The sequence below is a fragment of the Vibrio sp. YIC-376 genome, assembly GCF_052353105.1.
GTDB lineage: Bacteria > Pseudomonadota > Gammaproteobacteria > Enterobacterales > Vibrionaceae > Vibrio.
On record NZ_JBBWFK010000001.1, the window covers coordinates 325,036 to 348,044 of the forward strand.

Below are 23,009 nucleotides of genomic sequence, written 5' to 3' on the forward strand. Positions count from 1 at the left end.
GCAGAGATATTAACTTCTTCTCAATCCCGTTATCTTTTCACTTTCCTTTGCATCGTTTGTCTGCGTAATGCGTTTTAGATAAGCAATCGCACTAAACATGGCTAGGTATAATGCACTGCCGCCAACAAGTACTGTTGACCATCCGCCATGCTGCCAGCAGTAAAGAAGCAAGAACCCACCAAGACTTCCGCCCACATAGTAATGCACAAGGTAAAGAGCTGTTGCAGTCGCTTTCGCATTTGTCGCTTTTTGACCCACCCAGCCGTACGCCAAGGTATGGGTGAAAAAGGCTCCAAAGCTGATCAGTAATAAACCAAAGAGCATCGCACCAACACTCTCAATTGCCGCAATCCACATACCGCTCAGACTAATAATTGCGCCTAAGAACATCCCAAGAATCGATGAGTAACGTTTACTCCAGTGACCTGCACAACGGGATGAGAAAGTACCGCCCAAATAGCAGATAAAGATAAGCGACGCCAAGCCGACAGGAATGTTGTGTGGTTCACTAACCAGTCTGAAGCCCATTACTGAATACAGATTGACGAATAACGCGAAATTTAGACCACCAATCAACATCGCGAACCATACTCGTTGGTTTCTGAAGTGGCCAATGATAGCGCGGTTTTGTTGTCTTAACCCATTTGAAGACGGGGTGAAGTTACGCTGTTTTGGCAGTAAATAGTAAACAGAGATAACACCCACTAGTGTCACTACCATAATGGCTTCAATGGCGACATCAACACTGAAGTTGTCAGCCAGCAGTCCGCCACTAATACGGCCTGCAATACCACCTAAAGAATTAGCCGCGATGTAGGTGCCTATCGCCATAGAGAACGCATGTTTGTCGAGTTCTTCTGCCATATAGGCGACGGCAACGGCAGCAAAAGCCGCCAAGGCAACACCAATAAGGGCGCGACAGACCACTAAAAACAGGAATGAATCACCAAGCAGCATCAGTGCAGAAAGCGCAGGAATGGCGAATAAGCCAGCCATCATAACCGGTTTTCGTCCGATAGATTCAGACAGTACTGCCATCGGCACAAGGCTGAAAGAGAGTGCCAGCGTGGATGCTGCAAATAACCAGTTAACTTGTGTTTCAGAAATGGCAAACAGCTGAGCAAAGGTCGGCAACATTGGCTGTAAAAGATATAAATTTGAGAATACCAAAAATGAACCCAACGCTAGAGAGAGCGTAATTCGTTTGTATTCTGGCGTGCCGAAGATGACCATGTGTCCTGCCTGATGCGCGAGCGCAAATAAAAGAAACTGTGATCAATTTATCAGCTAATTTTGAATTAAAAAAATATATTAAAAATATGGATGTCATATATTTTTGATCTAGTGGAATCGAAGCAACTTAAACATTTCCTTGCGGTTGCAGAGCAAGGCAATATCACCCATGCAGCTAAGGTGCTGAACATAGCTCAGCCTGCCTTAAGCATCTCTATTAAAAAATTCGAGCAATCGTTGGGTGTAACGCTTTTTCGTCGTGAAGATAAGAAAATCAGTCTGACACAAGAGGGCGAAACCTTGCTGGTGCACGCAAAACGTGTGATTCAGCAATTACACGATGCACAGCTTGCGATTAACGAACTGAAAGGTTTGGCGAAAGGTGAGGTGCGTTTAGGCACGCCTTCGATGATGGGGAGTTATTTTTTCCCACGTATCGTCATGGCTTTTAAAAGTCAGTTTCCGGATTTGAAACTCACGTTGGTGGAAGCAGGTACACAATCAGTGAGAAATATGCTGCTTAACGGGCAGTTAGATATTGGTGTGATCAGTTGCGACAATGTGCCCGACGATCTTGAAACCGATCACCTGTTTACGAACCAGATGGTAGCTGTTGTTGCGCCAGAGCATGAGTTGGCTCAGCGCGAATCACTCACGTTCGATGAGTTTTTTGAGCATGAATTGGTGATGTTTCAACGTGGCTACTTCCATCGAGAGTTTTTAGATCATGTCAGTGCAGAGCACGGTTTTACCATGAAGTCTTCGTTTGAAACCAACTTATTACCGTTAATCCTTAGTATCGTAAAGCACGAGTTTGCGATTACGGCGTTACTAGAACTGGTCACTCAGAATGAAAAAGAAGTGGTAGGCATTCCGTTTAACCCGCCGGTAACGCTCGATCTCGCGTTAGCTTGGCGGAAAGAAGGCTATTTATCGATTGCCGACAGAACGTTTATCGATTTCGTTAAGCGTTACTTATAAATAACCGAGCGCGGAAATAATAGAGGACGAAGTTAGCCGTCTTTGTACATTTTTTCAAAGTTCTTTGGGTTCCAGCCAATCATGACTCGGTCACCAATCTTAAGTACCGGGATTGAGCGCGCACCTAGTGCATCCAGCTCTTTACGGCCTCGCTGCATTTTCGCGTTGCACAGGCGGTAAGTGATGTTTTTCGAATCCAGATAACGTTGAGCATCTTTGCAGTGGGGGCATTTGTCTTTGATGTAAAGAACGACACGTTTCATTGAATTTCTCTCGATTATCTTTGGGATGCGAAGTTTAACGACCTTTGGCGAGAAATGAAAGGTGAAAGCTATGAGTAAGGGATGGTTAAGGTAAGGGGTAAAGCTAGGGTGAAAGTATCTTATATCTCAGGTATATTTAGCGACTTTCCTTTGTCATAGCAGACTTTACACCATGCATCCGTCACTTCGATACATTCAGGGTTATCCTCCACACATTGTTGAGCAAGTTAGCTCTTTGGTAGACAGCGGTAGGCTGATTTCCTGGTTCGAAAAACGCTATCCAGAACGCCATCAAATCAAAAGTGAAAAGGCGTTGTATGAGTACGCAATAGCGATCAAAAATCGTTATATGAAGAAAGCGGCACCGATTAGCAAAGTAGTCTACGATAAAAAAATTCACTTAATTAATAACGCGCTAGGGCTGCACAGCGTGATAAGTCGTAACCATGGCGGCAAGCTCAAATCGAAGAACGAAATTCGTATTGCGAATGTCTTTAAAGAAGCACCCGAACCACTGCTAAGAATGCTGGTGGTGCATGAATTGGCTCATACGCGTGAGAAAGAGCACGATAAAGCGTTTTACCAATTGTGTTGTTATATGGAACCCGAGTATCACCAGTTAGAATTTGATGCGCGTCTGTTTATGATTTACCTCGATTTAAAAGCGAACTCGAATGAAGAACAATAACCAACCCGCTAAGCCAGAAAAATCCAAAAAAGTAGCAAAGCCAAAGCAGGGTAAAGATGGCGCGAAAGCTGAGAAACGTGTGAAGCATAAGCACTCAGCCAAAGTAAAGTCACCAACAGCTGCGACAAGCGATGTTGACTTCATTAAAATTGCCAAAAGTGGATTGCACGAACGCAACCCGCATCGTGGCCGTTATGACTTTAAAAAGTTGATTGCGAGTGAGCCACGATTAGAAGCCTTTGTGATTAAGAACCCGAATGGGGAAGACTCGATCAATTTCTCTGATCCAAAAGCGGTCAAAATGCTCAATAAAGCCCTGCTTGCTGCGTATTACGATATCGATTTCTGGGATATTCCTGAACACTATTTGTGTCCGCCAATTCCGGGACGTGCCGATTATATTCACCGTGTCGCCGAATTGCTCGACGGGGAAGTCAAAGGCAAATACCCACATCATGACGTTCGTGCGCTAGATATTGGTGTTGGTGCAAACTGCATCTACCCAATTGTCGGGGTAACAGAATACGGATGGCACTATACTGGCAGCGATGTCGATCCAACGTCAATTGAGTCGGCTCAGGCGATTGTCGATGGCAATGTTTCTCTCAATGGCAGAATCGAACTGGTAAGACAGCCTAGCCAGGCCAACATCTATCGTGGGGTGATTCAGCCAGATGAACGTTACGATGTCACAACTTGTAATCCTCCTTTCCATCGCTCAGCAGAAGAAGCGGCGATGGGTAGCCAACGTAAAGTGGATAACTTACGAGCCAACCAACAAAAAAAAGGCATGAAACCTGCGCGCATAAGTTCAGCTAAGCCAACACTTAACTTTGGCGGCCAAAATGCAGAACTTTGGTGTGATGGTGGAGAAGCAGCATTTATTCGCAAGATGGCTAACGAAAGCCAGGGTTTCAGCGCGCAAGTGCTTTGGTTTACAACGCTAATTTCCAAGAAAGAGAATGTACGTCCAATGCGTAAGCAGCTTGAAAAACTCGGCGCGAAAGCCATTCGCATAGTGGAAATGAGTCAAGGCCAGAAGGTGAGTCGCTTTATCGCTTGGTCATATATGGATAAAGAAGAGCGTAAGGCGTGGCGAGCGCTTAACTTAAATAGACTAGTAAAGTCGATTAGTTAACGTACCATCTTCCCAGTTTCTGTTTTTCAATTTGTCAGCTCTAAAATCAGTCTGTAGTTAGAGCTGATAGATTGTGCCACTTCATTTCTGCATCAAATCTGCTGTTAGCTCTGAGCACCTCTCACGACGAGTATCTCTTGAACCCATAAATTATCGATTGTGATTTTCTATTTTGACGTACTTTTAGGGTGTTACTAATATTCAATGAGATCCATTGTATGAGTGAACAAATATGAAGGTAGGAATTTCTAGAGAATATTCTTCATCGGGTCAAATTGAAGAAGACGAATGTATTGTTATGTTGGACAAAGCGGAGTTAGTGTCCGGAGAGATCCGCATAAGTGGTAGTGGTGAAAGAGACCCTACGTCGAAACACGATGGGTTCGCTTTGACTGGGTACGTGCTGCTTCATCCTGCAGAGTTTCAAAAGGTGGTTGATATGGCGCTCGAAGCTGGATTGATCACTATTAAAGTATCGGATGGTAAGTAGAAAATTAAGGATTAGTCACTGCTAGAGAACGCTTGATAAAACGTAATCTAGCAATGCAAATTCAACTCCAGCCAGTGCTTTTTTCTTTCCTAACTGGCTTTCATCGTTCTGATAAATGGCACGCCGTCTTCATCATGATGAACATTCGCTTCCACTTGATAGATATCTTTCACTAACTCTGTGGTTAGGACGTCTTTTGGCGCTCCTACGCTGACTAATTCACCCTGTTTTATCACCAAGAGATTATCGGCGTACTGTGCGGCAAGATTGAGATCGTGTAAAACCATGATGCTCACGTAGTTCTGTGCGCGAGTTTGAGTAACAAGATGGTCGAGCAACACGTGTTGGTGATGAAGGTCGAGTGCGCTGACGGGTTCATCAAGCAGCATGATTTGTGGGTTGCGCATGATAGCTTGAGCGAACAGGATCATTTGACGCTGACCACCACTTAAAGAACTCACGTTGCGGTTAGCTAAATGCGCCATGCCGATGCTATTGAGTATCTGTAAGCCTTCGCCAAGAAGTTTGTCATCGATACGCAGGCTGAGGCTGTCTAAACGTCCCATCAGTACCACTTCAATAACAGTCAAACTAACCTCTAAGCCGATATCTTGTGGCATGTAGCCAAACTTAGCTCGCCATGAAGAGAGAGACTTGTGATTGAGCTCATCACCGTAGTGAGAAATTGAGCCGCTGGCCAGATTTACATCACCGAAAATGGCTTTAAGTAGGGTACTTTTACCCGCACCATTTGGCCCGAGTACCGCTGTTACCTGACCCGGTTCCAGTTTGAAGTTGAAGTCATTGGCAAGGGTTAATGTATCAATCTGAATGTTTACGTTGTTTGCTACCAGCATCCTTAACCTCGCTTCGCCAAAATCAACCAGAAGAAGAAAGGTACGCCGATGATCGCAGTAACGATACCGATCGGGAACAGTGCACCTGGAACGATGATTTTTGACAGAACCGACGCGCCAGAAAGCAGGAAAGCACCAATCAGGAAAGAGAGTGGCAAGAAGAATCGCTGATCTTCACCCACCATGGATTTCGCCATGTTAGGAGCAACGATACCCACAAAGCCGATGATCCCGACGAAGCTGGTTACGGTAGCGGTGATGACCGCAACGATAAACAGCGTTTTCAGACGTAAGCGAGTGATGTTAACGCCAACACTTTTCGCACGCTCTTCTCCCAGTCGAAGCGCGGTCAGCTTCCATGCATCTTTCAGTAAAAGTATTCCACCGATAAGCACGACAGCAGAAGTAATCGCAACGGTATTCCAGGTCGCTTTGGTTAAACTACCGAATAACCAAAAGAGAATCTGCTGGCTAAGTTCTGGAGAGGATACGAACTGAACCAGAGACAATAGCGACTGGAACAAAAACAGCAGGGCAATACCAGCAAGAATGAGTTGTCCTGAACTGATATGACGAGCCGATGCTAAAGAAAACAGGAAACAAGCAGACAACATGCAGCATAAGAATGCACCCATCGGAACCGCGTAATAACTGCTTAAGCCAAACGATCCCATATACAGGGTGATAGCAGCACCAAAGCCAGCGGCCGCAGCCATTCCCAAGGTGTACGGGCTTGCCATTGTATTATTGAGCAAAGTCTGCATCTCGGCTCCGCCCATTCCGAGCGCGCCTCCAACGACAATCGCCATTATCGCAATTGGCAGTCGTAGCTCTGTCACAATGATTTGAGTGGAAGGTTCAACCTGATATGGCAGGCCAATAAATTCAAACAGAGAGTAAAGGACTTTGGTCGCATCAAGCAGGGAAGGGCCTGTCATGATGTCGAGAACGAAAGTCATCAGAATGAGTGCGCTGAATGCGCCAATCACCAAAATTCGACGCTTTTCACTCTTACGTTGCTGCTGGATAAGCTGTTCTAAAACTGCAGATTGCACGACTTACTACCTAATTATTATTTATTTACGGCCAGTAGATAGACTTACTCGGCGCGCTAGGAAGGTAGCGATACTAGCATTAATGATAGTTAGTTGCATTATCATTAATAAAAGAATTAATATACGCCAGCGAGGCGGGAATTGGAGCCGTCTTACTCATAGAATAAAAAGGAACCGTCTTGATGTTGAAACACTTATTAGCGCTTGCTGCTGTATGCGTTAGCACGCTGTCTTTTGCCGAACAAACTACCGTTACAGATGTGCTAGGACGTGAGGTTACGTTCGATTCGCCAGCAAAAAGAGTGGTAGTCGGCTTCTATCCAGAAGATTACATGGCGATCGGTACCGAAGCGGCGTATGACAACGTTGTAGGCATGTCTAAGTACATTTGGCAGGCTCGTTCTGCAAGCTGGCAGGCGTATGTGACACATCGACCATCACTGGATGCGATCCCAGAAATTGGGCGCGTTGATACCAATGCGTTTTCTGTTGAGAAGGTAATCAGTCTAAGCCCAGATGTGGTGATGCTAGCGGATTGGCAGTTCAAAGCGCTGGAAGCGGATGTTGAGCGCATGAAGAGTGCCGGTATCGCAGTTGTCGTGGTGGACTACAACGCACAAACGGTTGAGCGACATGTTCAGACGACTAAACTCATTGGTGAAATCACCGGTCAGCAAGAGCGAGCAGAAACCATCGCGAATGAATACAAGCAAAATGTTGAGATGATCAGCGAGCGATTGGAGAAAGCAAACCTTGCTAAACCAAAAGTTTACACTGAATATGGCGCTTCTGGTGTGGGTGAAGTTGGCTACACATTTGGCAAGAACATGTGGGGAGCGATAGCTACAATGGCAGGCGGTGACAACATTTCTGCGCCATTCGTTGAGTGGTGGGGCAAACTGAACCCAGAACAGATCATTGCTGCAAACCCAGACGTTATTGTTATGACCGGCTACGAGTCAGGCAGTGCAGATGATTCAATGCTCATGGGTGAAGGTGTTGACCAAGCATTAGCCAAAGAAAGATTAGCGGGCTTTAAAAAGCGTATCGGTTGGTCTTCGATTTCTGCGGTAAAAAATAATCGTATGTATGCGGCTTACCACGGTGCTTGCCGTACCATCATTGATGGCGCGCTGATTCAGTTTTATGCCAAAATCATGTACCCAGAAGTGTTCAGTGATTTAGATCCAGAAGCGGCGTACGAAGGTTTTTATGAAAAGTACCTGCCGATTAAACCTGCTGGTACGTTTATGACTGAGCTTTAATCTCAAGTCGTAATGTCTGCTGAGCCGAAGTTAGTCTTTCTCGATTAGTTTCGGCTTTTTCTGTTTACGTTTCTCAACTCACTTTCTAAACCAGAGTAACCCCTGCAAATTCAGATTCACTGATGGCGAACTTATCAATCTGAAATTGAAATACCAGCAAGTTCAAAACGAGCCTTTAACGGCTTTTCAATTTCCTGATACCAGATAGCTGGCATGTTCGGCTTGAGCTTCTCTTTCTCTTGTTTACTTATCACTACATAGTGCAAAAACGCTTCTAGTGTTTGCACCATAGCGTCGAATGATATCTCTTCATCTTTGCTCAGGGTTTTGAGTAAGCCAATAATCGCTTCCTCAGGGACTAAAGGTTCAACGACACTGTCCTTGCGAGTTTGAATTGTGGTTGACGCAGGTAATTCTTTTCTGGCTGTCTCCCAGCATGGCTTATTCGTTTTGCTTACGAGATTGTGTTTGAAGCAGTAATAGCTAAACAGGAAGCGGGAAATGTTGTGCCAGCGTTGTGTCTGAACTTCCAACCAAATATGTTGAAGTTCGATGTCAGCATCGGTCATAAAGTCATACGAAGTTATCAAAGATATCGCATTTTAACGTGATGCTAAGGCGCTAGTCCATAACACGCTGTTGCCGATTGTCGCGCGTGACTTACGTTTAATAAACGAAAGGCTCTCGACTAGAGCGAGAGCCTTTACATGTAATCATTGTCGAAAACAGCCATCGAGATGTCTACGTGTGATTATTTCACCAGGTAGTGTTTGATGAACTGAGTGATTTTCACCATATCATCAACCGCGATGAACTCTTCAGTGGTGTGCACCTTTGCCATACCAGTTGAGAGGTTAACCGTTGTCAGACCTTTCTTATTGAAGTTATTTGCGTCGCTACCACCGCCCGTGCCTTTGGTGAACGCTTCAATACCCATATCCGCAAATGCTGCTTTGATATCTGCTACGTGTGCGTTGTCTTCTTTAATAACAAACGCATCGTATGCTCGCTTAGATTCGATGTCGACTACCGCTCCGTGTTTTTCACCAACCGATTTGAATGTCGAGATCATGTGGTTAACTTGTGCTTCCAGTTTACCTCCGTTGAGAGAGCGCGCTTCAGCCACAATTTTAAGCTCTGGCATAACGATGTTTGTTGCCTGACCGCCGTTTACCATACCAATGTTCGCAGTGGTTTCTTCGTCGATGCGAAGTAACTTCATTTGGTTGATGGCATCTGCTGCAACCATGATTGCGCTGATGCCTTCTTCTGGCGCAAGACCCGCGTGCGCAGGACGACCTTTGATCGTTGCAACGATCTTTTGCTGGCCTGGAGCAGCAGTCACGATGGTACCGATTGGACCGCCGGTATCAAGTACGATCGCTTCTTTTGACGTTACATGAGTCATATCGAAATACTCAGAACCGAACAGACCGCCTTCTTCATGCACGGTGAACGCAAGCTCTAACGTTTTGTGCTCTAGATTTTCCGCTTGAATGCAGCGTACGGCTTCCATGATTGCAGCGATACCAGATTTGTCGTCACCGCCAAGAATCGTGTTGCCTTTTGAGCGAATAATGCCGTCTTCGATGATCGGCTCAATACCGATACCCGGCGTTACGGTATCCATGTGGCAGCTCATGAGAATCGAGCCTTCTTTTTTACCTTCCAGACGGGCATAGACGTTGAAGCCATTTGAAATATGCTCTGGTACAGGGAGTTTGCGAACCGCAAAGCCTAACACGCCCAGTTGCTCAGCCAGAGTCTCTGCGATTTGTTTTTCATTCATCGATTCGCTGTCAATGCGAACCAGTTGGCAGAAGTGTTCAACTAGACGTTCTTGGTTAATTTGTGTCATTTGGATGTCTCATCTTGCAGGGGCGAGGGCGCTAACGATGGAGTCAGAGAACGTCCTCGGAAAGGAACAGAGCGGGTGTTATTACACATGAGAGAGTAAGGGATACTGAGATGAATCAATAAAGTCACCGGCTTGACACAATTATGCCCAAATACGTTAAGAAACTGGTTGTGTAATCACGTTATCCAGCGAAATGGTAATAGCCGATAAGCGATGACTCTATGTTAGTGAAAGATTGTTTACATCATCACCACAGTGCCAAGAAATATCACCATGGTAACAAACTGTTTACAATTGATGGCGCTATGTAAATATCAAACTGATAGTTTAATTGTATGAAATTAAAGTAATTAGCTTGTTAGAAAAGGCATGAACGACTACTGGTTATTCTATGTAACATTATCTTTACATTTGTGCCCTCAGAACCCGTAAATAGAGATTTTTGTTGATGTATTCCAATTTTTCCCCACCTGCGCCAAGTTAAGAAAATAAGTTCAAACAGCGAAAGAACGCTGTCAAACAAATTAATGACGCAAGGAGAAAGTCATGGTGGATACTTACAACCCATTAGGTACAGATGGATTTGAGTTTGTTGAATACACAGCTGCAGACAGCAAAGGCATTGAACAACTGAAAGAACTGTTTGTATCGTTAGGCTTTGCTGAAATCGCCAAGCACCGCTCAAAAGAAGCATGGTTGTATCGACAAGGTGACATCAGTTTCATCGTCAATGCGCAGCCTCATAGTCAAGCTGAAGAGTTTGCAAAAGTACACGGCCCGTCAGTATGTGGTATGGCATTTCGAGTAAAAGACGCAACAGCGGCACTTGAGCACGCAATACAGAACGGCGGTACACAATACAAAACCGAAATTGGTCCGATGGAGCTGAGCATTCCTGCTATTTACGGAATTGGTGAAAGTTTACTCTATTTTGTTGACCGTTACGGTAAGCAGAGCATTTATGATGTCGATTTCCGCTTTTATGATGATGCGGAAGAACGCTTAGCGAAATCTGATGTTGGCCTCTACGAAATCGACCATCTGACGCACAACGTGAAGCAAGGCAACATGGACGTCTGGTCTGGTTTTTATGAGCGTATTGGTAACTTCCGTGAAATTCGTTACTTCGATATTGAAGGTAAACTTACGGGTCTTGTCAGCCGAGCAATGACGGCACCTTGCGGTAAGATCCGTATTCCTATCAATGAGTCGTCTGACGATAAATCGCAAATCGAAGAGTTTATCCGCGAATACAACGGCGAAGGCATTCAGCATATTGCGCTGACAACGGATGATATCTATCAAACGGTTCAAACCTTGCGTGACCGTGGCATGAACTTTATGCCAACACCTGATACGTACTACGAGAAAGTAGACCAGCGTGTTGAAGGCCATAACGAGGACGTAAGTAAACTTCGTGACTTGCAAATCCTTATTGATGGAGCGCCGATGAAAGACGGCATTTTGCTGCAAATCTTTACGCAAACCGTAATTGGCCCTGTGTTCTTCGAAATCATTCAGCGTAAAGGCAATGAAGGCTTTGGTGAAGGTAACTTCAAAGCGCTGTTTGAATCGATTGAAGAAGACCAAATTCGCCGTGGAGTACTGAGCGATGCATAAATGGATCACATTCCCTCATCGGGAGGGAGTGTGCTCTAAACAAGCACATGCTGATTTCCCGGAAGAGGCAATATATGAACGTGAAGCAGGTCGAAGTGGTTTCTTTGGCCCTGCGGCACATTTTCATCACCAACACGCGCCTACAGGCTGGTCTGAGTGGGAAGGCGAGTTACGCCCGCGAGCTTTCGATTTCACTTTAGTGGAGAAGGCTAGCCAAATTACCCCTTGGGCTGTGCCACATTTACTGCACAACGCGAATTGTAAGATCCGTGTTTGGCGTATGGATGAAAAGATGGATTTCTTGGTGCGAAATGCAGACGGCGATGAGCTGTTGTTTATCCACCAAGGTACAGCGGACCTTTATTGTGACTACGGACACTTGAAGGTAAGTGAAGGGGATTATGTCATGATCCCGCGTTCGACGAGTTGGCGCTTGGAACCAAGTGAGCCGATGTTCATCCTGATGATTGAAAACACCGATGCAGCCTACTCATTGCCAGAAAAAGGCATGGTGGGTAACCACGCGGTATTTGATCCGGCGGTACTGGAAACCCCGTCAATCAACGATCAATTCCGTGCCCAGTACTCTGAGAATCGTACTCAGGTACAGGTGAAGCGTCACGATAAAGTCAGTGTTATCACCTACCCGTTTAATCCTTTAGATGCAATTGGTTGGCATGGTGACTTAGCCGTGGTGAAAGTGAACTGGCGTGATATTCGTCCACTTATGTCACATCGCTACCACTTACCACCGTCTGCACATACTACATTTGTAGGAGCGGGATTTGTGGTGTGTACGTTTGTTCCTCGTCCGATTGAGAGTGATCCTGGGGCGCTTAAAGTACCGTTCTACCACAACAATGATGATTATGACGAAGTCTTGTTCTACCACGCAGGCGACTTCTTTAGCCGTGACAATATTGAAGCCGGCATGGTGACGTTCCACCCGGCAGGCTTTACTCATGGCCCTCATCCAAAAGCATTTAAAGCGGGTCGGGAACATAAGAAGAAGTTTACTGACGAGGTGGCGGTGATGATCGATACGCGCCACGCACTTCAGTTCTCGGATGAACTGGAAACCGTTGAGAACAAAGAGTACGTCTACAGCTGGCAAGAGAAGTAAGAGGCAAGGATGAAATTAGCAACCAAAAAAAATGGTACTCGTGACGGTCTGTTGATGGTCGTGAGCAAAGACTTAACACGCTGTGTACCAGTGTCGGAAATTTTCCACCCGATGAATTTAGCGCCAACAATGCAAGTCGCTCTGGATAATTGGAAAACCTTAGCGCCACAACTGGAAGAACTTTATACCGCCCTGAATAACGGTACGGTCGCTGGGTTTGAAGAGTTCGAAGCGCACTATTGTGAGTCCCCATTGCCTCGCGCTTATCAGTGGGCGGATGGCAGTGCGTACGTTAATCACGTTGAGTTGGTTCGCAAAGCGCGTGGCGCAGAAATGCCAGAAAGCTTTTGGACGGATCCATTGATGTATCAGGGTGGTTCGGATGCGTTTATTGGTCCTTGCGATAACATTGAGTTTGCCAGCGACCAATGGGGCATTGATTTTGAAGGCGAAGTTGCGGTGGTGACGGGTGATGTACCAATGGGGGCAAGCGTTGCCGAAGCGCAGGAGTCCATTCGACTTATCATGTTGGTGAACGATGTCTCGCTGCGCGGATTGATTCCAGCGGAGTTAGCGAAAGGATTTGGCTTCTTCCAATCTAAGCCTTCATCGGCGTTTTCTCCTGTCGCTGTAACTCCGGATGAATTAGGCGATGCGTGGTACGAAAATAAAGTCCATTTGCCACTGGTTTCTACCTATAACCATAAGCCATTTGGTTGCCCTAATGCGGGTGTGGACATGACTTTTGATTTTGCAGATTTAATTGTTCATGCCACCAAAACGCGTCCGTTGTCAGCAGGTGCAATCATCGGCTCTGGGACGGTTTCGAACAAGCAGGATACAGAATATGGCAGTTCGATTGAGGAAGGTGGCGTAGGTTACTCATGCATTGCTGAAGTTCGTATGATTGAAACGATTCGTGATGGTAAACCGTCAACAAACTTTATGTCGTTTGGAGACTCAATCAAGCTTGAGATGTTCGATAAAGATGGCAGCAGTATCTTTGGGGCCATTAACCAGCAAGTTAGTCAGTACCTGAAACATTAATGCACAGTCTCATATAGGAAGGATAAATGAGCGAACCGATCACTCTATATGGATATTGGCGATCTTCAGCGGCTTATCGCGTACGTATTTGCTTGAATCTTAAAGGACTTGAATATGATTCAAAGTCGGTGCATTTAGTACGCAATGGGGGCGAGCAGCATAGTGACGAGTATCATGAGCTAAATGCCACTGAACTGGTACCAGTGCTGGTGGATGGGAAGCTTCGATTAAACCAGTCGCTGGCGATCATTCAGTATCTTGATGAAAACTATCCGGATGTTTCTGTTATTCCAGAGCTAGCGCCGCTTCGTTATCAAGCGTTAGCAATGGCGCAGGATATTGCGATGGAGATTCACCCACTGAATAACTTGCGAGTTTTGCAGTATTTGGAAGGGGAGTTAGCGTGCAATCAGGAGTGTAAAGTTGCCTGGATTCATCACTGGATTAATAAGGGCTTCGCTTCACTAGAAGAGAAACTCGCGAACCATCGAAAAGAGCAGGGGGATTGCCTATTCAGCCTGACTGATTCGCCTTCAATCGTCGATATTTGTCTGGTGCCGCAAGTCTATAACGCCTTGCGTTTTGGCGTCGATTTAGCACCGTATCCAGTCATCAATTCGATTGTTGAAGCGTGTTACCAACTTCCTGCTTTTATTGATGCTATGCCTGAGCATCAACCCGATGCAAATAGCTAGACCTCAGAGCTTAATAGAGAAACCTTTATTAAGCTCTTCTTTCCTCTCCTGAATCTTGCAAGTACTGCAAAACTGAACCCTTTTGTTGCTCTGACTGACGTTTCCATTTACGCTTTGAGCAACTTGTTGTTTTTGGACCACTTTATCTATGACCAACATCTTTATCATCGTTGTTCTTCTGGTTGTTTTTATCTTCATTATTCAAAAGTATGTAATCAAACATGATGATACTCGTGATTACCCCTATCGCTCCAAGGGGGCTTTGCTGCGAGGCCCGGAAGGTGCCTTTTTCAATGCGTTAAGTACAGCGGTTGGAGAGCACGCAGTCGTATTTGCCAAAGTAAATATGTCCAGTTTGGTGGCTCCGAAAGAAATAAAAAACAAGAAGCAGCTTTTTGTTGCGACTAACCGCATTTCCAGAAGCTACTTTGACTATGTCATTTGTGACCCGCGTACGCTGGAACCGCGAGTGATCCTTGAACTGGACGACGGGCAACCACTTAATAAAGGCAAGATTGAAAGGCAAAAACTACTGATCCATGTGTGTAAAACGGCCAACTTGCCATTGATCGGAACATCAATAAAGCACAGCTACCAAGTTGGGCGTTTGCGTCGATTGCTTGCAGCACACATTGATTTGATAGAGCCGGAAAAAGAGGTGCGCTTTTGTAAAAAGTGCAGCAGTCCGATGATAATCAGGACAGCAAGTCAAGGTGAGTTTAAAGGGCGACGCTTTTTTACCTGTAGCCGTCAGCCAAACTGCACTTACACCGAGAACTACAATGTGGTGTTCGAATAGAGCAATGAGGTATAGCGGGCTTTGACTTCTTTAAGTTAAAGCCTTTTTTATATCACTGAACCGAGAGTGGTGAGGTTATTGGCATATAAGTCCTATACTTAGATAAAGGAATTAAAGTAGGTTAGTGCTATGCGATATGGATTGATTTGTTCTCTGATACTGCTCGCTTCAAATGCTAATGCTTTACCGAACGTGGAGCCATTAGAATGCCACCTCACCGATACACCACAAGATTACTTTTTGTTTTATCGTGACCAAATGATTTATCACAGTGAACAGTTTGTTATCTTTCAAAACTTCAAAGGCCGAGTAAGTACTCAAGTGGATTTAAAAACGGGGGAGTTGATTCGTACCACTTATATCGGTGAATCTTTTGATCCTCAATACCAAATTCTTTTTGGATCTTGCCCCGATGTTTCCTACACCTTGCAGCTCTGGATGTTAAATGAAGTGCCTTACGATAATTAAACGAAAACTAAAAAGTTACTTAGATCACATTCTTATACCTGCGTTAGGCGCTTTTAGCCGATAAAATCACCTGAAAACGGGTGTTGAGTTTACATTTTCGCCAAACGATTCAAAGTTAGCGAATTTATGCTTGCACCCCAGATAGCTTATGGCTAATATCCTTCTCGTTCCAGAGAAATGCGTCCGTAGCTCAGCTGGTTAGAGTATCGCCTTGACATGGCGGGGGTCGGTGGTTCGAGTCCACTCGGACGCACCATTCTGAATAGAATGGTAAACAGGAACAAAAAATTTGGGTCCGTAGCTCAGTTGGTTAGAGTACTACCTTGACATGGTAGGGGTCGGCGATTCGAGTTCGCCCGGACCCACCAAATTTAGTTCTTCGTGAACAAACACAAAGCCCGCATTCGTGTGGGCTTTGTCGTATCTAGGGTTTATCTAATCCAACCCAAATTTCCCCATCTGAACATCGCATATTTATGTGCATAATATTCACTGAGTCATACCTTATTGGGCACAGATGGTCACCATTGTGACCATCTGGTGACCACGATCTATGCAGTTTTAGGACGAATGCATTGCTATCTGGTTCAATTTAAGCGCGTAATCAGGGCAACTCATTAACGAAGGGCGTTGTTTTGTTGTTAGTGCTGTTTAGGTGCAAGGTTCGCCAGAGCAAACAGGTAGAACTGCGTAAGGATGGGATTCAAATCGCCCCTTTATTAAAGGTGGCAGTATTATTGTTGATCCGCTGGGTAACATTTTGACAGGACCAATGTATGGACAAGAAGGATTATTGACAACAGAGATCGATATGTCCCAAATAACCAAATCTCGCTATGATTTTGATGTGGTAGGGCATTATGCGCCACCTGATGTGTTCTCTTTACAAGTGGATGTAAGTGAAAAAAAGAGTGTAACAATTAAATCATAATCGACCTTTACGTAGTTCAGTTTTGGTCTTGAGTGTAAAAAAGAGAGAGCGATAAATGTAGCTTATATCAACTATCGCTCTTTCTGTGTGAAATATGTTTAGCTCTTTTAATTGACTGAAACTAACTCTTTGTTTTCATTTGTATTGGGCTTCAATAAGCTGCCGATAACGAAAGCAAGCATGCCCGTAATCATCGTCGGAACGATGGGGTGAACACCAGCCATATCGGGTTTGAACCAAACTAAGCTGATGTATACACCAAGCCCAATGACCATCGAGCTAAACGCGCCAGTAGCAGAGGCTTTTGACCAGTACAAACCAAATACCAGAGGCCATAAAAATACGGCCTGCAAACCTCCCAGTGCTACAAGGTTCAGCCAGATGATCATATCTGGGGGATTCGTCGCCGCAACAAAGACCAGGCTGGCGAAAATAGCCGTTGTCCATAGTGAGATGCGGTTCAGTTTACCGTCAGCACTTTGGTCTTCAATGATTTGAGGATTGATATAGTTAATATAAAGGTCTTTCAACAGCGTCGATGATGCTTGAATCAGCTGTGAATCGATAGTCGACATAATGGCCGCCATTGGCCCGGCCAGAAAGATTCCGGCAAACATTGGGGGCAGAACCGTCATCATCAGTGTTGGCATAATTTGATCCGGGCTGGCAACCTCTGGCACGATCGCTCTGCCTAAGGCTCCGGTCAGGTGAGTCCCGAACATCAGTAATGCAATCATAATTGTGCTGATCACCATACCTTTATGGAGAGAAGGGCTGTCTTTGTATGACATGCAGCGGACGGCAGCCTGTGGTAACCCGATCACGCCAAAACAGACCAGAACCCAAAAGCTCAGGATAAACGGCTGACTGAGGAAATGGTCCGGACCATATGGTGTTACCAAAGCAGGGTCTATGGAGTGAAGTTTGGTGACCAGGTTTTCCAGGCTCCCGCCAGCGTGAATAACACCAGCCAGCAGAACGATGGTGCCGATGACCATCATCACCCCCTGAACGGTGTCGGTCAGGACGACGGCCCGGAAACCACCAATAGTCGTGTATATACCGACCGTACAGGCGAATAGCAGTAGCCCATGCTGGTAGCTGATTCCAAGCACGGTCTGCAACAGTCGGGCTCCCCCAACAAATTGCACTACCATCGTTCCGAAGAAGGCCAGAAGCAACGCAAGTGAAGAGAAGATCACGACTTTTCGGCTCTTAAAACGAGCATATAACATATCGTTGATCGTCAGAGCGTTATGACGTCTTGCTTCTATCGCAAATTTTTTCCCCAGAACGCCCAGAGTTAGCCAGGTAGCAGGTAGCTGGATCATTGCCAGTAACACCCAACCCAGTCCCATTTTATACGCCGCTCCCGGTCCACCGATAAAGCTACTGGCGCTCGCATAGGTTGCTGCAAGTGTCATTGCGAGGACAAATCCTCCCATACTGCGGCTTCCCACGAAGTATTCGGTGAGAAAGTTCCCCGGTTTGTGATAACGGCGAGTCAGGAATGCCAGAGCGAAAACCGCTAAAAGGTAAATACATAAAGGAATAATAAGCTGGCTATTCATAATGTTCATCGTCGTAATTATCGAGAGGGAGATCCTTATAAAGGTATTTAACCATTAGCGCGCATAGTACGGTAAAAAGGATTGGACCAAGCACACATGACAATACAAACCACAGTGGCATGCCCCAGTACAACTGAGGGAGTTGCAGTTCGTCTTTTGGAGCTGAGAAAACATAGGCGCCACAATACCACCAGGCAAAGTAGCCCAGAGCAAGAAGTATCGCCCAAAGTGCTTCGCGATTGGCCTGACGGCTTAGGTCAGAGTTTTTTTGCATAAATTCACTGTTTCGTTAAATCGACTACCTTAGGAGGCATAGGATAAAACAATTGGACTAGAACATTAATAAGTGAGGTCTAATTTCCCTTATTTCAGCTACTAGCGGATACTGCTTTACTGTGTTGTTTATAATAATCAGGAGCTGTATCAGTGAACAAACACAAAGCCCGCATTTCTGCGGGCTATCTCGTATCTGAAGATTGTGAATATAGCGCTACTCAGCGGCCTTTTTGGCCGCGATTACCTGTTTTGCTATCTGTTCCAGATGGTTGTCCCAAGTTCCGCAGCAGCCACCCCAAATATCCATATGAGGATAGCGCTTAGCTAGGTCTCCACATTGCTCTCCCAATTCTACCGGATCACCATCCTCCAGATGTCCAAGTTTACATAGCGCAATTTTTTCCATTTTTGATGCATTTGGTCTGACTCCGCGAACTCGATTAATCCAGTCACTCTGTTCAATGGCAGGTTCATACTCCACTGGGTGAGAGCAGTTGATCAAATAAAACTCGACTGCATTATCCGTCTCTCTATCAATGGTCGTGATTGCCTCGGCTAAACTTGGGCCAGAATTTAGTTTTGAATTGCTATCTAGTGTGAGTGAAATAGCCAGAGGTACACCTATTTTCTGGGCAGCTCTAACAACACCAATCGATTCTGGAATGTTATTAAAGGTGATCGCTAACGCTAAATCCACCTGTGCTTTTTTTAAGGTTTCTAGTTGAACAGAGTGGTAGTCCTCTGCTTCATTCGCTGTGATCTTGTGATTGGTCGAATATGCATCGCCACGCGGTCCTATAAGCCCTTGAAACAGAACTTCCGGAATATCAGCAGCGTACTCTTTCGCTACCTCTCTAAGAAACTCTATGCATCGTATATTTGCGTCAGCCAGACTTTGCGGAGAATAGCCCAACAGCGCACCCCAGTCAGGACTTGCTCGATAGTCGAGGCCGCCCATAAGTGCACAAAGTTTATATTTTGCCGCGACGTTCAGGTAGCTACGGAACATTTCTCTCATCTTTTCAACCGCAGCGGGGTTATCGAGTAAGGGGTACATAGCAAACTGAGGTAATTCAAAGCCGTACTTATACATGAGTTCCGTTTCTGTCCCACCTTCAGTGAGATAGAGTCGTCCATCTTGTTGAGTTGGAAAAGATCTTTGTGCGACCATTCTGAAACCTCCATCTAAGTGAGATGAGAATCGCTCTTTGTAGTTTAGAAACAAACCGCCATTAGTGACACTTAGAATGATAGATATATTAATAGATGCGTCGGAAAGAGGGGAGATTATTGGCTTCGCACAACCCAGCTTCGCCTATACTTTTACAGACTAATAGAATGAGCAATTAGTTGTGTATAGTGGAGGCGGTGTAATGGAATTACTCGATAGCGACGACTACGGTTATCAACCAGACAATAAAACTGCAAATATGTTAGCGCTTTATCGGGAAGTTGACTGGCTAACGAATGTGATCAGTCAGGTTATTTGTAGCTATCTCAAACAAGACGGGCATGAGCAGCATTGGTTTGACATTCCTCCTCCAGCCACAGCGCCAGGTAGCAGTTTATATGCAGATACGGTTATTAATTGGGAATTGAATGTGTTTGAGCGTCTTGCATTAGCGCTGGCAATGGCACCGTCTGTCCGCCCCGATGCGCTCGATTTCTTTTTCGGCCTAAACGGTATGATTGATCGTCCGTTTACTGAATTCGGCGGCGTCGCTGACCGAACATTTAGTGGCTTCGTACCTACCGGTCAGACTCTTAACTTCTTGATTTGTGCCAACAATCCTGAGTGGCGTATCCATACCATGTCGATTCTCTCTCCTCGCCATAAATTAATGGCAGAGCAAGTGACAGAATTACTTTCTGTGGAGTCAGGGATTCCGGGTTTAGCTGGTGTTTATCGCCTCAATGATCATTGGCTTAATTATTTCATCACGGGAGAGCAGCATAAGCCTGAGCTTAGTGCGAGTTTCCCTGCTCATCCTCTAGAGACACCACTCGAGTGGTCGGAATTGGTGCTGGAGCATAGTGTGATGAGCCAGATTGAGGAGATTCGAGCCTGGCTGGCGTACGGCAGCACTCTAATGCAAGAGTGGCAGTTGGCTAAAAAGGTGAAGCCCGGCTATAGGGCGGTATTTTCTGGGCCACCCGGTACAGGCAAAACCTTAACGGCTGCGTTACTCGGTAAATCTACCAATAGAGAAGTGTATCGCGTTGATTTGTCCATGGTGGTTTCAAAATACATTGGAGAAACAGAGAAGAACTTATCGCGCGTTTTTGATGCTGCCAGCTATAAAGAGTGGATACTCTTTTTTGACGAAGGTGACGCTCTGTTTGGTAAACGAACTGAAGCTAGCTCTTCAAATGATCGCCATGCTAACCAGCTTACGGGTTATCTATTGCAAAAGATTGAGGACTTTCCCGGCACCGTAATTGTTGCTACCAACCTGAAAAGAAATATGGATGAAGCGTTCACCCGTCGATTCCAGAACATGGTGCATTTCACCATTCCCGGTCCGGAAGAACGCCTACAGCTATGGAAAAATGCGTTCCGCAATGTTTGCGAACTCGCAGAAGATGTCGACTTAAATGATATCGCCTATGAATATCAGATGGCGGGTGGTCAAATAATTAATGTACTTCGTCAATGCGCACTTACGGCAATACGTCGAAACGAACGAATTGTATATCAACAAGATATCATCTCCGGCATCCGTCATGAGTTCAGAAAAGACAATAAACTGGTCTAAATTGGCGTTTGCGCTTTATTGCATAATATGCGTTCGATCCTAGACTCAATGTAAGCTAGAGCAACGTTTGAGGATAACCAAAGTGTTTTCTGAGCTTAATAAACAATCCATTTCCCAGTCCACAGATTCTGTCCAACGTAAGTCTGGTCAATCCAACGCGCAAGTACTGGAAGATAACCGTGACTCTAGCGCTATCCAACGTCAACCCAATCGCACAGGTCTACCGGACAATTTAAAGTCTGGTATGGAAAGCTTGAGCGGAAAGAGTCTTGATCACGTAAAAGTGCACTACAACTCCAGCAAACCCGCTGCCGTTCAGGCTCACGCGTACGCGCAAGGTAGCGATATTCATCTAGCATCCGGACAGGAAAAACACTTACCCCACGAATTGGGGCACGTCGTTCAGCAAATGGAAGGGCGCGTCAAGCCAACGACCTCTGTCGGAGGAATGGCGGTAAACGATAACCCATCGCTGGAAAATGAAGCGACTGAGATGGGGAATAGGGCTTTGAAAATGTAACTGCAGAATTTTCGGTGGTAAATAATAACTGGTTATTTATAAGGTTGTTGATTAAGAAAATGATGGTTATAGCTGTTTCATAAGAGTTACTAAGAGAGTGGTTTTATAGCATCAATGTTAGGAGTTATTTAGCTACTACTTGATAAGGATAGGTGGTTAAAAAGTCACATTTAGGTGATGGAATGTTATAGGTAAGTCAATACAGACTAAAGTAATCACCATGAACATTTAAAAAGGTTTGAGATATGTACGAACGAGTAAATAAATCCAAATATAGCAGTAAAGCGGATGCTATTTCTGTTGTTCAAAAGAAAAATAAGATAAGGCAAGGTGTTAGTTTTGTGGATAATAGACCTTTAGTTATTACACAAAGAAAGCGGCAGCAGGCAATTAGTAGCTGTAGTACTGTGCAATTTGTCACTCTATATCGTGGGATGCAAGCAAATGCGCCAGGAGGAAATATGCCACTCTTAGGAAATAATAGTGGATTTGAATTAGGAGTGAGGAATACTGAAGGTACTGACAATCCTGGAGGGTGGGTTAATCCACAGTCCGGAGGGACTTCGACGTCCAATCCAAGGGCTGATATTCCGAGCTTTACGGCAAGTAAACATTATCCAGAAGGTACACACAATACAGACGATAATAATTTGCAGACATTTCGTTGGATTTGGAGTTTGGATGATAACACTTTACCAGGAATTCTTGTAGCGAGGAATGATCATGGCAGTCATTACAGTATAGAACCTGCTGTAGGGCAACAGCTAACAAGAGTTCAATTTCAAAATGCAGTCCAAGGGACACAAGCTAACTGGAATCGGATCGATAACTAATGTGAGGGAATGTAATAGTGGCTTATTATTATAGTTTGGCTATCGAATGTGGGCATGAAAAAGAAGATGCAGGTTTATGTGAACAGCATTTTAAAGATTTCAAGATTTTCCATGATGGTGAGGTATATGATTTCATAACTGAGCAACATATATTAGATGATGAAGGAAGACCTACATTCTGGATTGTGATTTTTTCGCCGCAACTACCAGCATATGGAATTTCTGATGGTAAAACTGCAGAATTATTTACAAGTATTGGAAATGAATTATTAAGCCACCTATCGAGCTTTAAAAATTTTAGGTTCTCGATTCTAGGCGTGGAATCACTAGGAGCTATACAATTTAGTGAATTTGATCATGACTTGGTTATCGATGATAGTTTTGTTAATATTTTTAATGGATTGGTCATATCGAAGGAGATTTCGTCTAAATTATCAAGGTCGGATGTGTTTTTTGATTTCGGGAATAATTATTTAGCAATTATCCCCTATAAGGTTGAATTAAGAAAGATGTAAAATTAGACTTTATAAAGTCTACCCATT

Annotated in this window: 24 protein-coding genes and 2 tRNA genes; 17 read left to right on the plus strand and 9 right to left on the minus strand. The window is 44.9% G+C overall.

Features of this window, described 5'->3' with window-relative positions:
* Positions 1-9 precede the first annotated feature (9 nt).
* Complete coding sequence (locus WJM94_RS01465) at positions 10-1,233, minus strand: MFS transporter (RefSeq protein WP_444492465.1); 1,224 nt, start codon at positions 1,231-1,233, stop codon at positions 10-12.
* 111 nt (positions 1,234-1,344) lie between these two features.
* Here WJM94_RS01465 and WJM94_RS01470 point away from each other — a divergent pair, with 111 nt between their 5' ends.
* Positions 1,345-2,214 carry a LysR family transcriptional regulator gene (locus WJM94_RS01470; RefSeq protein WP_444492991.1) on the plus strand — a complete coding sequence of 290 codons (870 nt, stop codon included), beginning with the start codon at positions 1,345-1,347 and terminating at the stop codon, positions 2,212-2,214.
* A gap of 32 nt (positions 2,215-2,246) precedes the next feature.
* On the opposite strand, the gene WJM94_RS01475 is transcribed toward WJM94_RS01470, so the two are convergent.
* On the minus strand, positions 2,247-2,477 hold the full coding sequence (locus WJM94_RS01475; RefSeq protein WP_444492466.1) for a glutaredoxin family protein: 231 nt from the start codon (positions 2,475-2,477) through the stop codon (positions 2,247-2,249).
* A 172-nt stretch (positions 2,478-2,649) separates the two neighbouring features.
* Here WJM94_RS01475 and WJM94_RS01480 point away from each other — a divergent pair, with 172 nt between their 5' ends.
* The 3 genes from WJM94_RS01480 to WJM94_RS01490 all read left to right on the plus strand — a co-directional run bounded on the left by WJM94_RS01480 (position 2,650) and on the right by WJM94_RS01490 (position 4,793).
* Complete coding sequence (locus WJM94_RS01480; protein ID WP_444492467.1) at positions 2,650-3,165, plus strand: YgjP-like metallopeptidase domain-containing protein; 516 nt, start codon at positions 2,650-2,652, stop codon at positions 3,163-3,165.
* On the plus strand, positions 3,152-4,303 hold the full coding sequence (gene rlmF / locus WJM94_RS01485; protein ID WP_444492468.1) for a 23S rRNA (adenine(1618)-N(6))-methyltransferase RlmF: 1,152 nt from the start codon (positions 3,152-3,154) through the stop codon (positions 4,301-4,303). The genes WJM94_RS01480 and rlmF overlap by 14 nt, the downstream gene beginning before the upstream one ends.
* 232 nt (positions 4,304-4,535) lie before the next feature.
* Positions 4,536-4,793, plus strand: coding sequence for a hypothetical protein (locus tag WJM94_RS01490; RefSeq protein ID WP_444492469.1), 258 nt, complete (start codon positions 4,536-4,538; stop codon positions 4,791-4,793).
* Between the two features lie 89 nt (positions 4,794-4,882).
* Here the strand turns inward: WJM94_RS01490 and WJM94_RS01495 are convergent, their stop codons facing one another.
* Entirely contained in the window at positions 4,883-5,650 is a 768-nt protein-coding gene (locus WJM94_RS01495; RefSeq protein ID WP_444492470.1) for an ABC transporter ATP-binding protein, read from the minus strand.
* Positions 5,651-5,652: 2 nt separating this feature from the next.
* Positions 5,653-6,705, minus strand: coding sequence for a FecCD family ABC transporter permease (locus WJM94_RS01500; RefSeq protein ID WP_444492471.1), 1,053 nt, complete (start codon positions 6,703-6,705; stop codon positions 5,653-5,655).
* A gap of 182 nt (positions 6,706-6,887) precedes the next feature.
* On the opposite strand from WJM94_RS01500, the gene WJM94_RS01505 reads away from it, so the two are divergent.
* Positions 6,888-7,970 carry an ABC transporter substrate-binding protein gene (locus tag WJM94_RS01505; protein WP_444492472.1) on the plus strand — a complete coding sequence of 361 codons (1,083 nt, stop codon included), beginning with the start codon at positions 6,888-6,890 and terminating at the stop codon, positions 7,968-7,970.
* A gap of 134 nt (positions 7,971-8,104) precedes the next feature.
* On the opposite strand, the gene WJM94_RS01510 is transcribed toward WJM94_RS01505, so the two are convergent.
* Both WJM94_RS01510 and WJM94_RS01515 read right to left on the minus strand, forming a co-directional pair.
* Positions 8,105-8,539 carry a hypothetical protein gene (locus WJM94_RS01510; RefSeq protein WP_444492473.1) on the minus strand — a complete coding sequence of 145 codons (435 nt, stop codon included), beginning with the start codon at positions 8,537-8,539 and terminating at the stop codon, positions 8,105-8,107.
* 182 nt (positions 8,540-8,721) lie between these two features.
* Entirely contained in the window at positions 8,722-9,828 is a 1,107-nt protein-coding gene (locus tag WJM94_RS01515; protein WP_444492474.1) for a M20/M25/M40 family metallo-hydrolase, read from the minus strand.
* A 546-nt stretch (positions 9,829-10,374) separates the two neighbouring features.
* Between WJM94_RS01515 and hppD the strand changes: the two genes are divergently transcribed.
* From hppD to WJM94_RS01555, 8 genes are all read left to right on the plus strand, one after another.
* Entirely contained in the window at positions 10,375-11,448 is a 1,074-nt protein-coding gene (gene hppD, locus WJM94_RS01520) for a 4-hydroxyphenylpyruvate dioxygenase (RefSeq protein ID WP_444492475.1), read from the plus strand.
* Positions 11,441-12,571, plus strand: coding sequence for a homogentisate 1,2-dioxygenase (locus tag WJM94_RS01525; RefSeq protein ID WP_444492476.1), 1,131 nt, complete (start codon positions 11,441-11,443; stop codon positions 12,569-12,571). Before hppD ends, WJM94_RS01525 begins: the two co-directional genes overlap by 8 nt.
* A 9-nt stretch (positions 12,572-12,580) precedes the next feature.
* Entirely contained in the window at positions 12,581-13,618 is a 1,038-nt protein-coding gene (locus tag WJM94_RS01530) for a fumarylacetoacetate hydrolase family protein (protein WP_444492477.1), read from the plus strand.
* 26 nt (positions 13,619-13,644) lie between these two features.
* Positions 13,645-14,313, plus strand: coding sequence for a maleylacetoacetate isomerase (gene maiA, locus WJM94_RS01535; RefSeq protein WP_444492478.1), 669 nt, complete (start codon positions 13,645-13,647; stop codon positions 14,311-14,313).
* A gap of 148 nt (positions 14,314-14,461) precedes the next feature.
* A complete protein-coding gene (locus WJM94_RS01540) occupies positions 14,462-15,112 on the plus strand; it encodes a DUF2726 domain-containing protein (protein WP_444492479.1) in 651 nt (216 codons plus the stop codon).
* Between the two features lie 129 nt (positions 15,113-15,241).
* Positions 15,242-15,580, plus strand: coding sequence for a hypothetical protein (locus WJM94_RS01545; protein WP_444492480.1), 339 nt, complete (start codon positions 15,242-15,244; stop codon positions 15,578-15,580).
* A gap of 179 nt (positions 15,581-15,759) precedes the next feature.
* Positions 15,760-15,836: transfer RNA gene (locus WJM94_RS01550), tRNA-Val, on the plus strand.
* Positions 15,837-15,871: 35 nt separating this feature from the next.
* Positions 15,872-15,948 (plus strand) — tRNA-Val (locus WJM94_RS01555).
* Between the two features lie 670 nt (positions 15,949-16,618).
* On the opposite strand, the gene panF is transcribed toward WJM94_RS01555, so the two are convergent.
* The 3 genes from panF to WJM94_RS01570 form a co-directional block, all read right to left on the minus strand.
* Positions 16,619-18,082, minus strand: a complete 1,464-nt coding sequence (gene panF / locus WJM94_RS01560) for a sodium/pantothenate symporter (RefSeq protein ID WP_444492481.1) — start codon at positions 18,080-18,082, stop codon at positions 16,619-16,621.
* Complete coding sequence (locus WJM94_RS01565; RefSeq protein ID WP_444492482.1) at positions 18,075-18,356, minus strand: YhdT family protein; 282 nt, start codon at positions 18,354-18,356, stop codon at positions 18,075-18,077. The genes panF and WJM94_RS01565 overlap by 8 nt, the downstream gene beginning before the upstream one ends.
* 216 nt (positions 18,357-18,572) lie before the next feature.
* Positions 18,573-19,529, minus strand: a complete 957-nt coding sequence (locus tag WJM94_RS01570) for a homocysteine S-methyltransferase family protein (RefSeq protein WP_444492483.1) — start codon at positions 19,527-19,529, stop codon at positions 18,573-18,575.
* Positions 19,530-19,731: 202 nt separating this feature from the next.
* Between WJM94_RS01570 and WJM94_RS01575 the strand changes: the two genes are divergently transcribed.
* From WJM94_RS01575 to WJM94_RS01590, 4 genes are all read left to right on the plus strand, one after another.
* Complete coding sequence (locus tag WJM94_RS01575) at positions 19,732-21,114, plus strand: ATP-binding protein (protein WP_444492484.1); 1,383 nt, start codon at positions 19,732-19,734, stop codon at positions 21,112-21,114.
* Positions 21,115-21,196: 82 nt separating this feature from the next.
* The gene (locus WJM94_RS01580) at positions 21,197-21,634 is read left to right on the plus strand and encodes an eCIS core domain-containing protein (protein WP_444492485.1); all 438 of its coding nucleotides are present in this window, start codon (positions 21,197-21,199) and stop codon (positions 21,632-21,634) included.
* Between the two features lie 245 nt (positions 21,635-21,879).
* On the plus strand, positions 21,880-22,467 hold the full coding sequence (locus tag WJM94_RS01585) for a Tse2 family ADP-ribosyltransferase toxin (protein WP_444492486.1): 588 nt from the start codon (positions 21,880-21,882) through the stop codon (positions 22,465-22,467).
* A 17-nt stretch (positions 22,468-22,484) separates the two neighbouring features.
* Positions 22,485-22,982, plus strand: coding sequence for a hypothetical protein (locus WJM94_RS01590; RefSeq protein ID WP_444492487.1), 498 nt, complete (start codon positions 22,485-22,487; stop codon positions 22,980-22,982).
* The last annotated feature ends 27 nt before the right edge of the window (positions 22,983-23,009 follow it).

What these genes read in the sequence shown, in the direction of transcription:
- WJM94_RS01465 (WP_444492465.1), bottom strand. Translation starts at nt 1,233, where the DNA reads ATGGTCATCTTCGGCACGCCAGAATACAAACGAATTACGCTCTCTCTA.
- WJM94_RS01475 (WP_444492466.1), bottom strand. Translation starts at nt 2,477, where the DNA reads ATGAAACGTGTCGTTCTTTACATCAAAGACAAATGCCCCCACTGCAAA.
- WJM94_RS01480 (WP_444492467.1), top strand. Translation starts at nt 2,650, where the DNA reads ATGCATCCGTCACTTCGATACATTCAGGGTTATCCTCCACACATTGTT.
- rlmF (WP_444492468.1), top strand. Translation starts at nt 3,152, where the DNA reads ATGAAGAACAATAACCAACCCGCTAAGCCAGAAAAATCCAAAAAAGTA.
- WJM94_RS01490 (WP_444492469.1), top strand. Translation starts at nt 4,536, where the DNA reads ATGAAGGTAGGAATTTCTAGAGAATATTCTTCATCGGGTCAAATTGAA.
- WJM94_RS01495 (WP_444492470.1), bottom strand. Translation starts at nt 5,650, where the DNA reads ATGCTGGTAGCAAACAACGTAAACATTCAGATTGATACATTAACCCTT.
- WJM94_RS01505 (WP_444492472.1), top strand. Translation starts at nt 6,888, where the DNA reads ATGTTGAAACACTTATTAGCGCTTGCTGCTGTATGCGTTAGCACGCTG.
- WJM94_RS01510 (WP_444492473.1), bottom strand. Translation starts at nt 8,539, where the DNA reads ATGACCGATGCTGACATCGAACTTCAACATATTTGGTTGGAAGTTCAG.
- WJM94_RS01515 (WP_444492474.1), bottom strand. Translation starts at nt 9,828, where the DNA reads ATGACACAAATTAACCAAGAACGTCTAGTTGAACACTTCTGCCAACTG.
- hppD (WP_444492475.1), top strand. Translation starts at nt 10,375, where the DNA reads ATGGTGGATACTTACAACCCATTAGGTACAGATGGATTTGAGTTTGTT.
- WJM94_RS01525 (WP_444492476.1), top strand. Translation starts at nt 11,441, where the DNA reads ATGCATAAATGGATCACATTCCCTCATCGGGAGGGAGTGTGCTCTAAA.
- WJM94_RS01530 (WP_444492477.1), top strand. Translation starts at nt 12,581, where the DNA reads ATGAAATTAGCAACCAAAAAAAATGGTACTCGTGACGGTCTGTTGATG.
- maiA (WP_444492478.1), top strand. Translation starts at nt 13,645, where the DNA reads ATGAGCGAACCGATCACTCTATATGGATATTGGCGATCTTCAGCGGCT.
- WJM94_RS01540 (WP_444492479.1), top strand. Translation starts at nt 14,462, where the DNA reads ATGACCAACATCTTTATCATCGTTGTTCTTCTGGTTGTTTTTATCTTC.
- WJM94_RS01545 (WP_444492480.1), top strand. Translation starts at nt 15,242, where the DNA reads ATGCGATATGGATTGATTTGTTCTCTGATACTGCTCGCTTCAAATGCT.
- panF (WP_444492481.1), bottom strand. Translation starts at nt 18,082, where the DNA reads ATGAATAGCCAGCTTATTATTCCTTTATGTATTTACCTTTTAGCGGTT.
- WJM94_RS01565 (WP_444492482.1), bottom strand. Translation starts at nt 18,356, where the DNA reads ATGCAAAAAAACTCTGACCTAAGCCGTCAGGCCAATCGCGAAGCACTT.
- WJM94_RS01570 (WP_444492483.1), bottom strand. Translation starts at nt 19,529, where the DNA reads ATGGTCGCACAAAGATCTTTTCCAACTCAACAAGATGGACGACTCTAT.
- WJM94_RS01575 (WP_444492484.1), top strand. Translation starts at nt 19,732, where the DNA reads ATGGAATTACTCGATAGCGACGACTACGGTTATCAACCAGACAATAAA.
- WJM94_RS01585 (WP_444492486.1), top strand. Translation starts at nt 21,880, where the DNA reads ATGTACGAACGAGTAAATAAATCCAAATATAGCAGTAAAGCGGATGCT.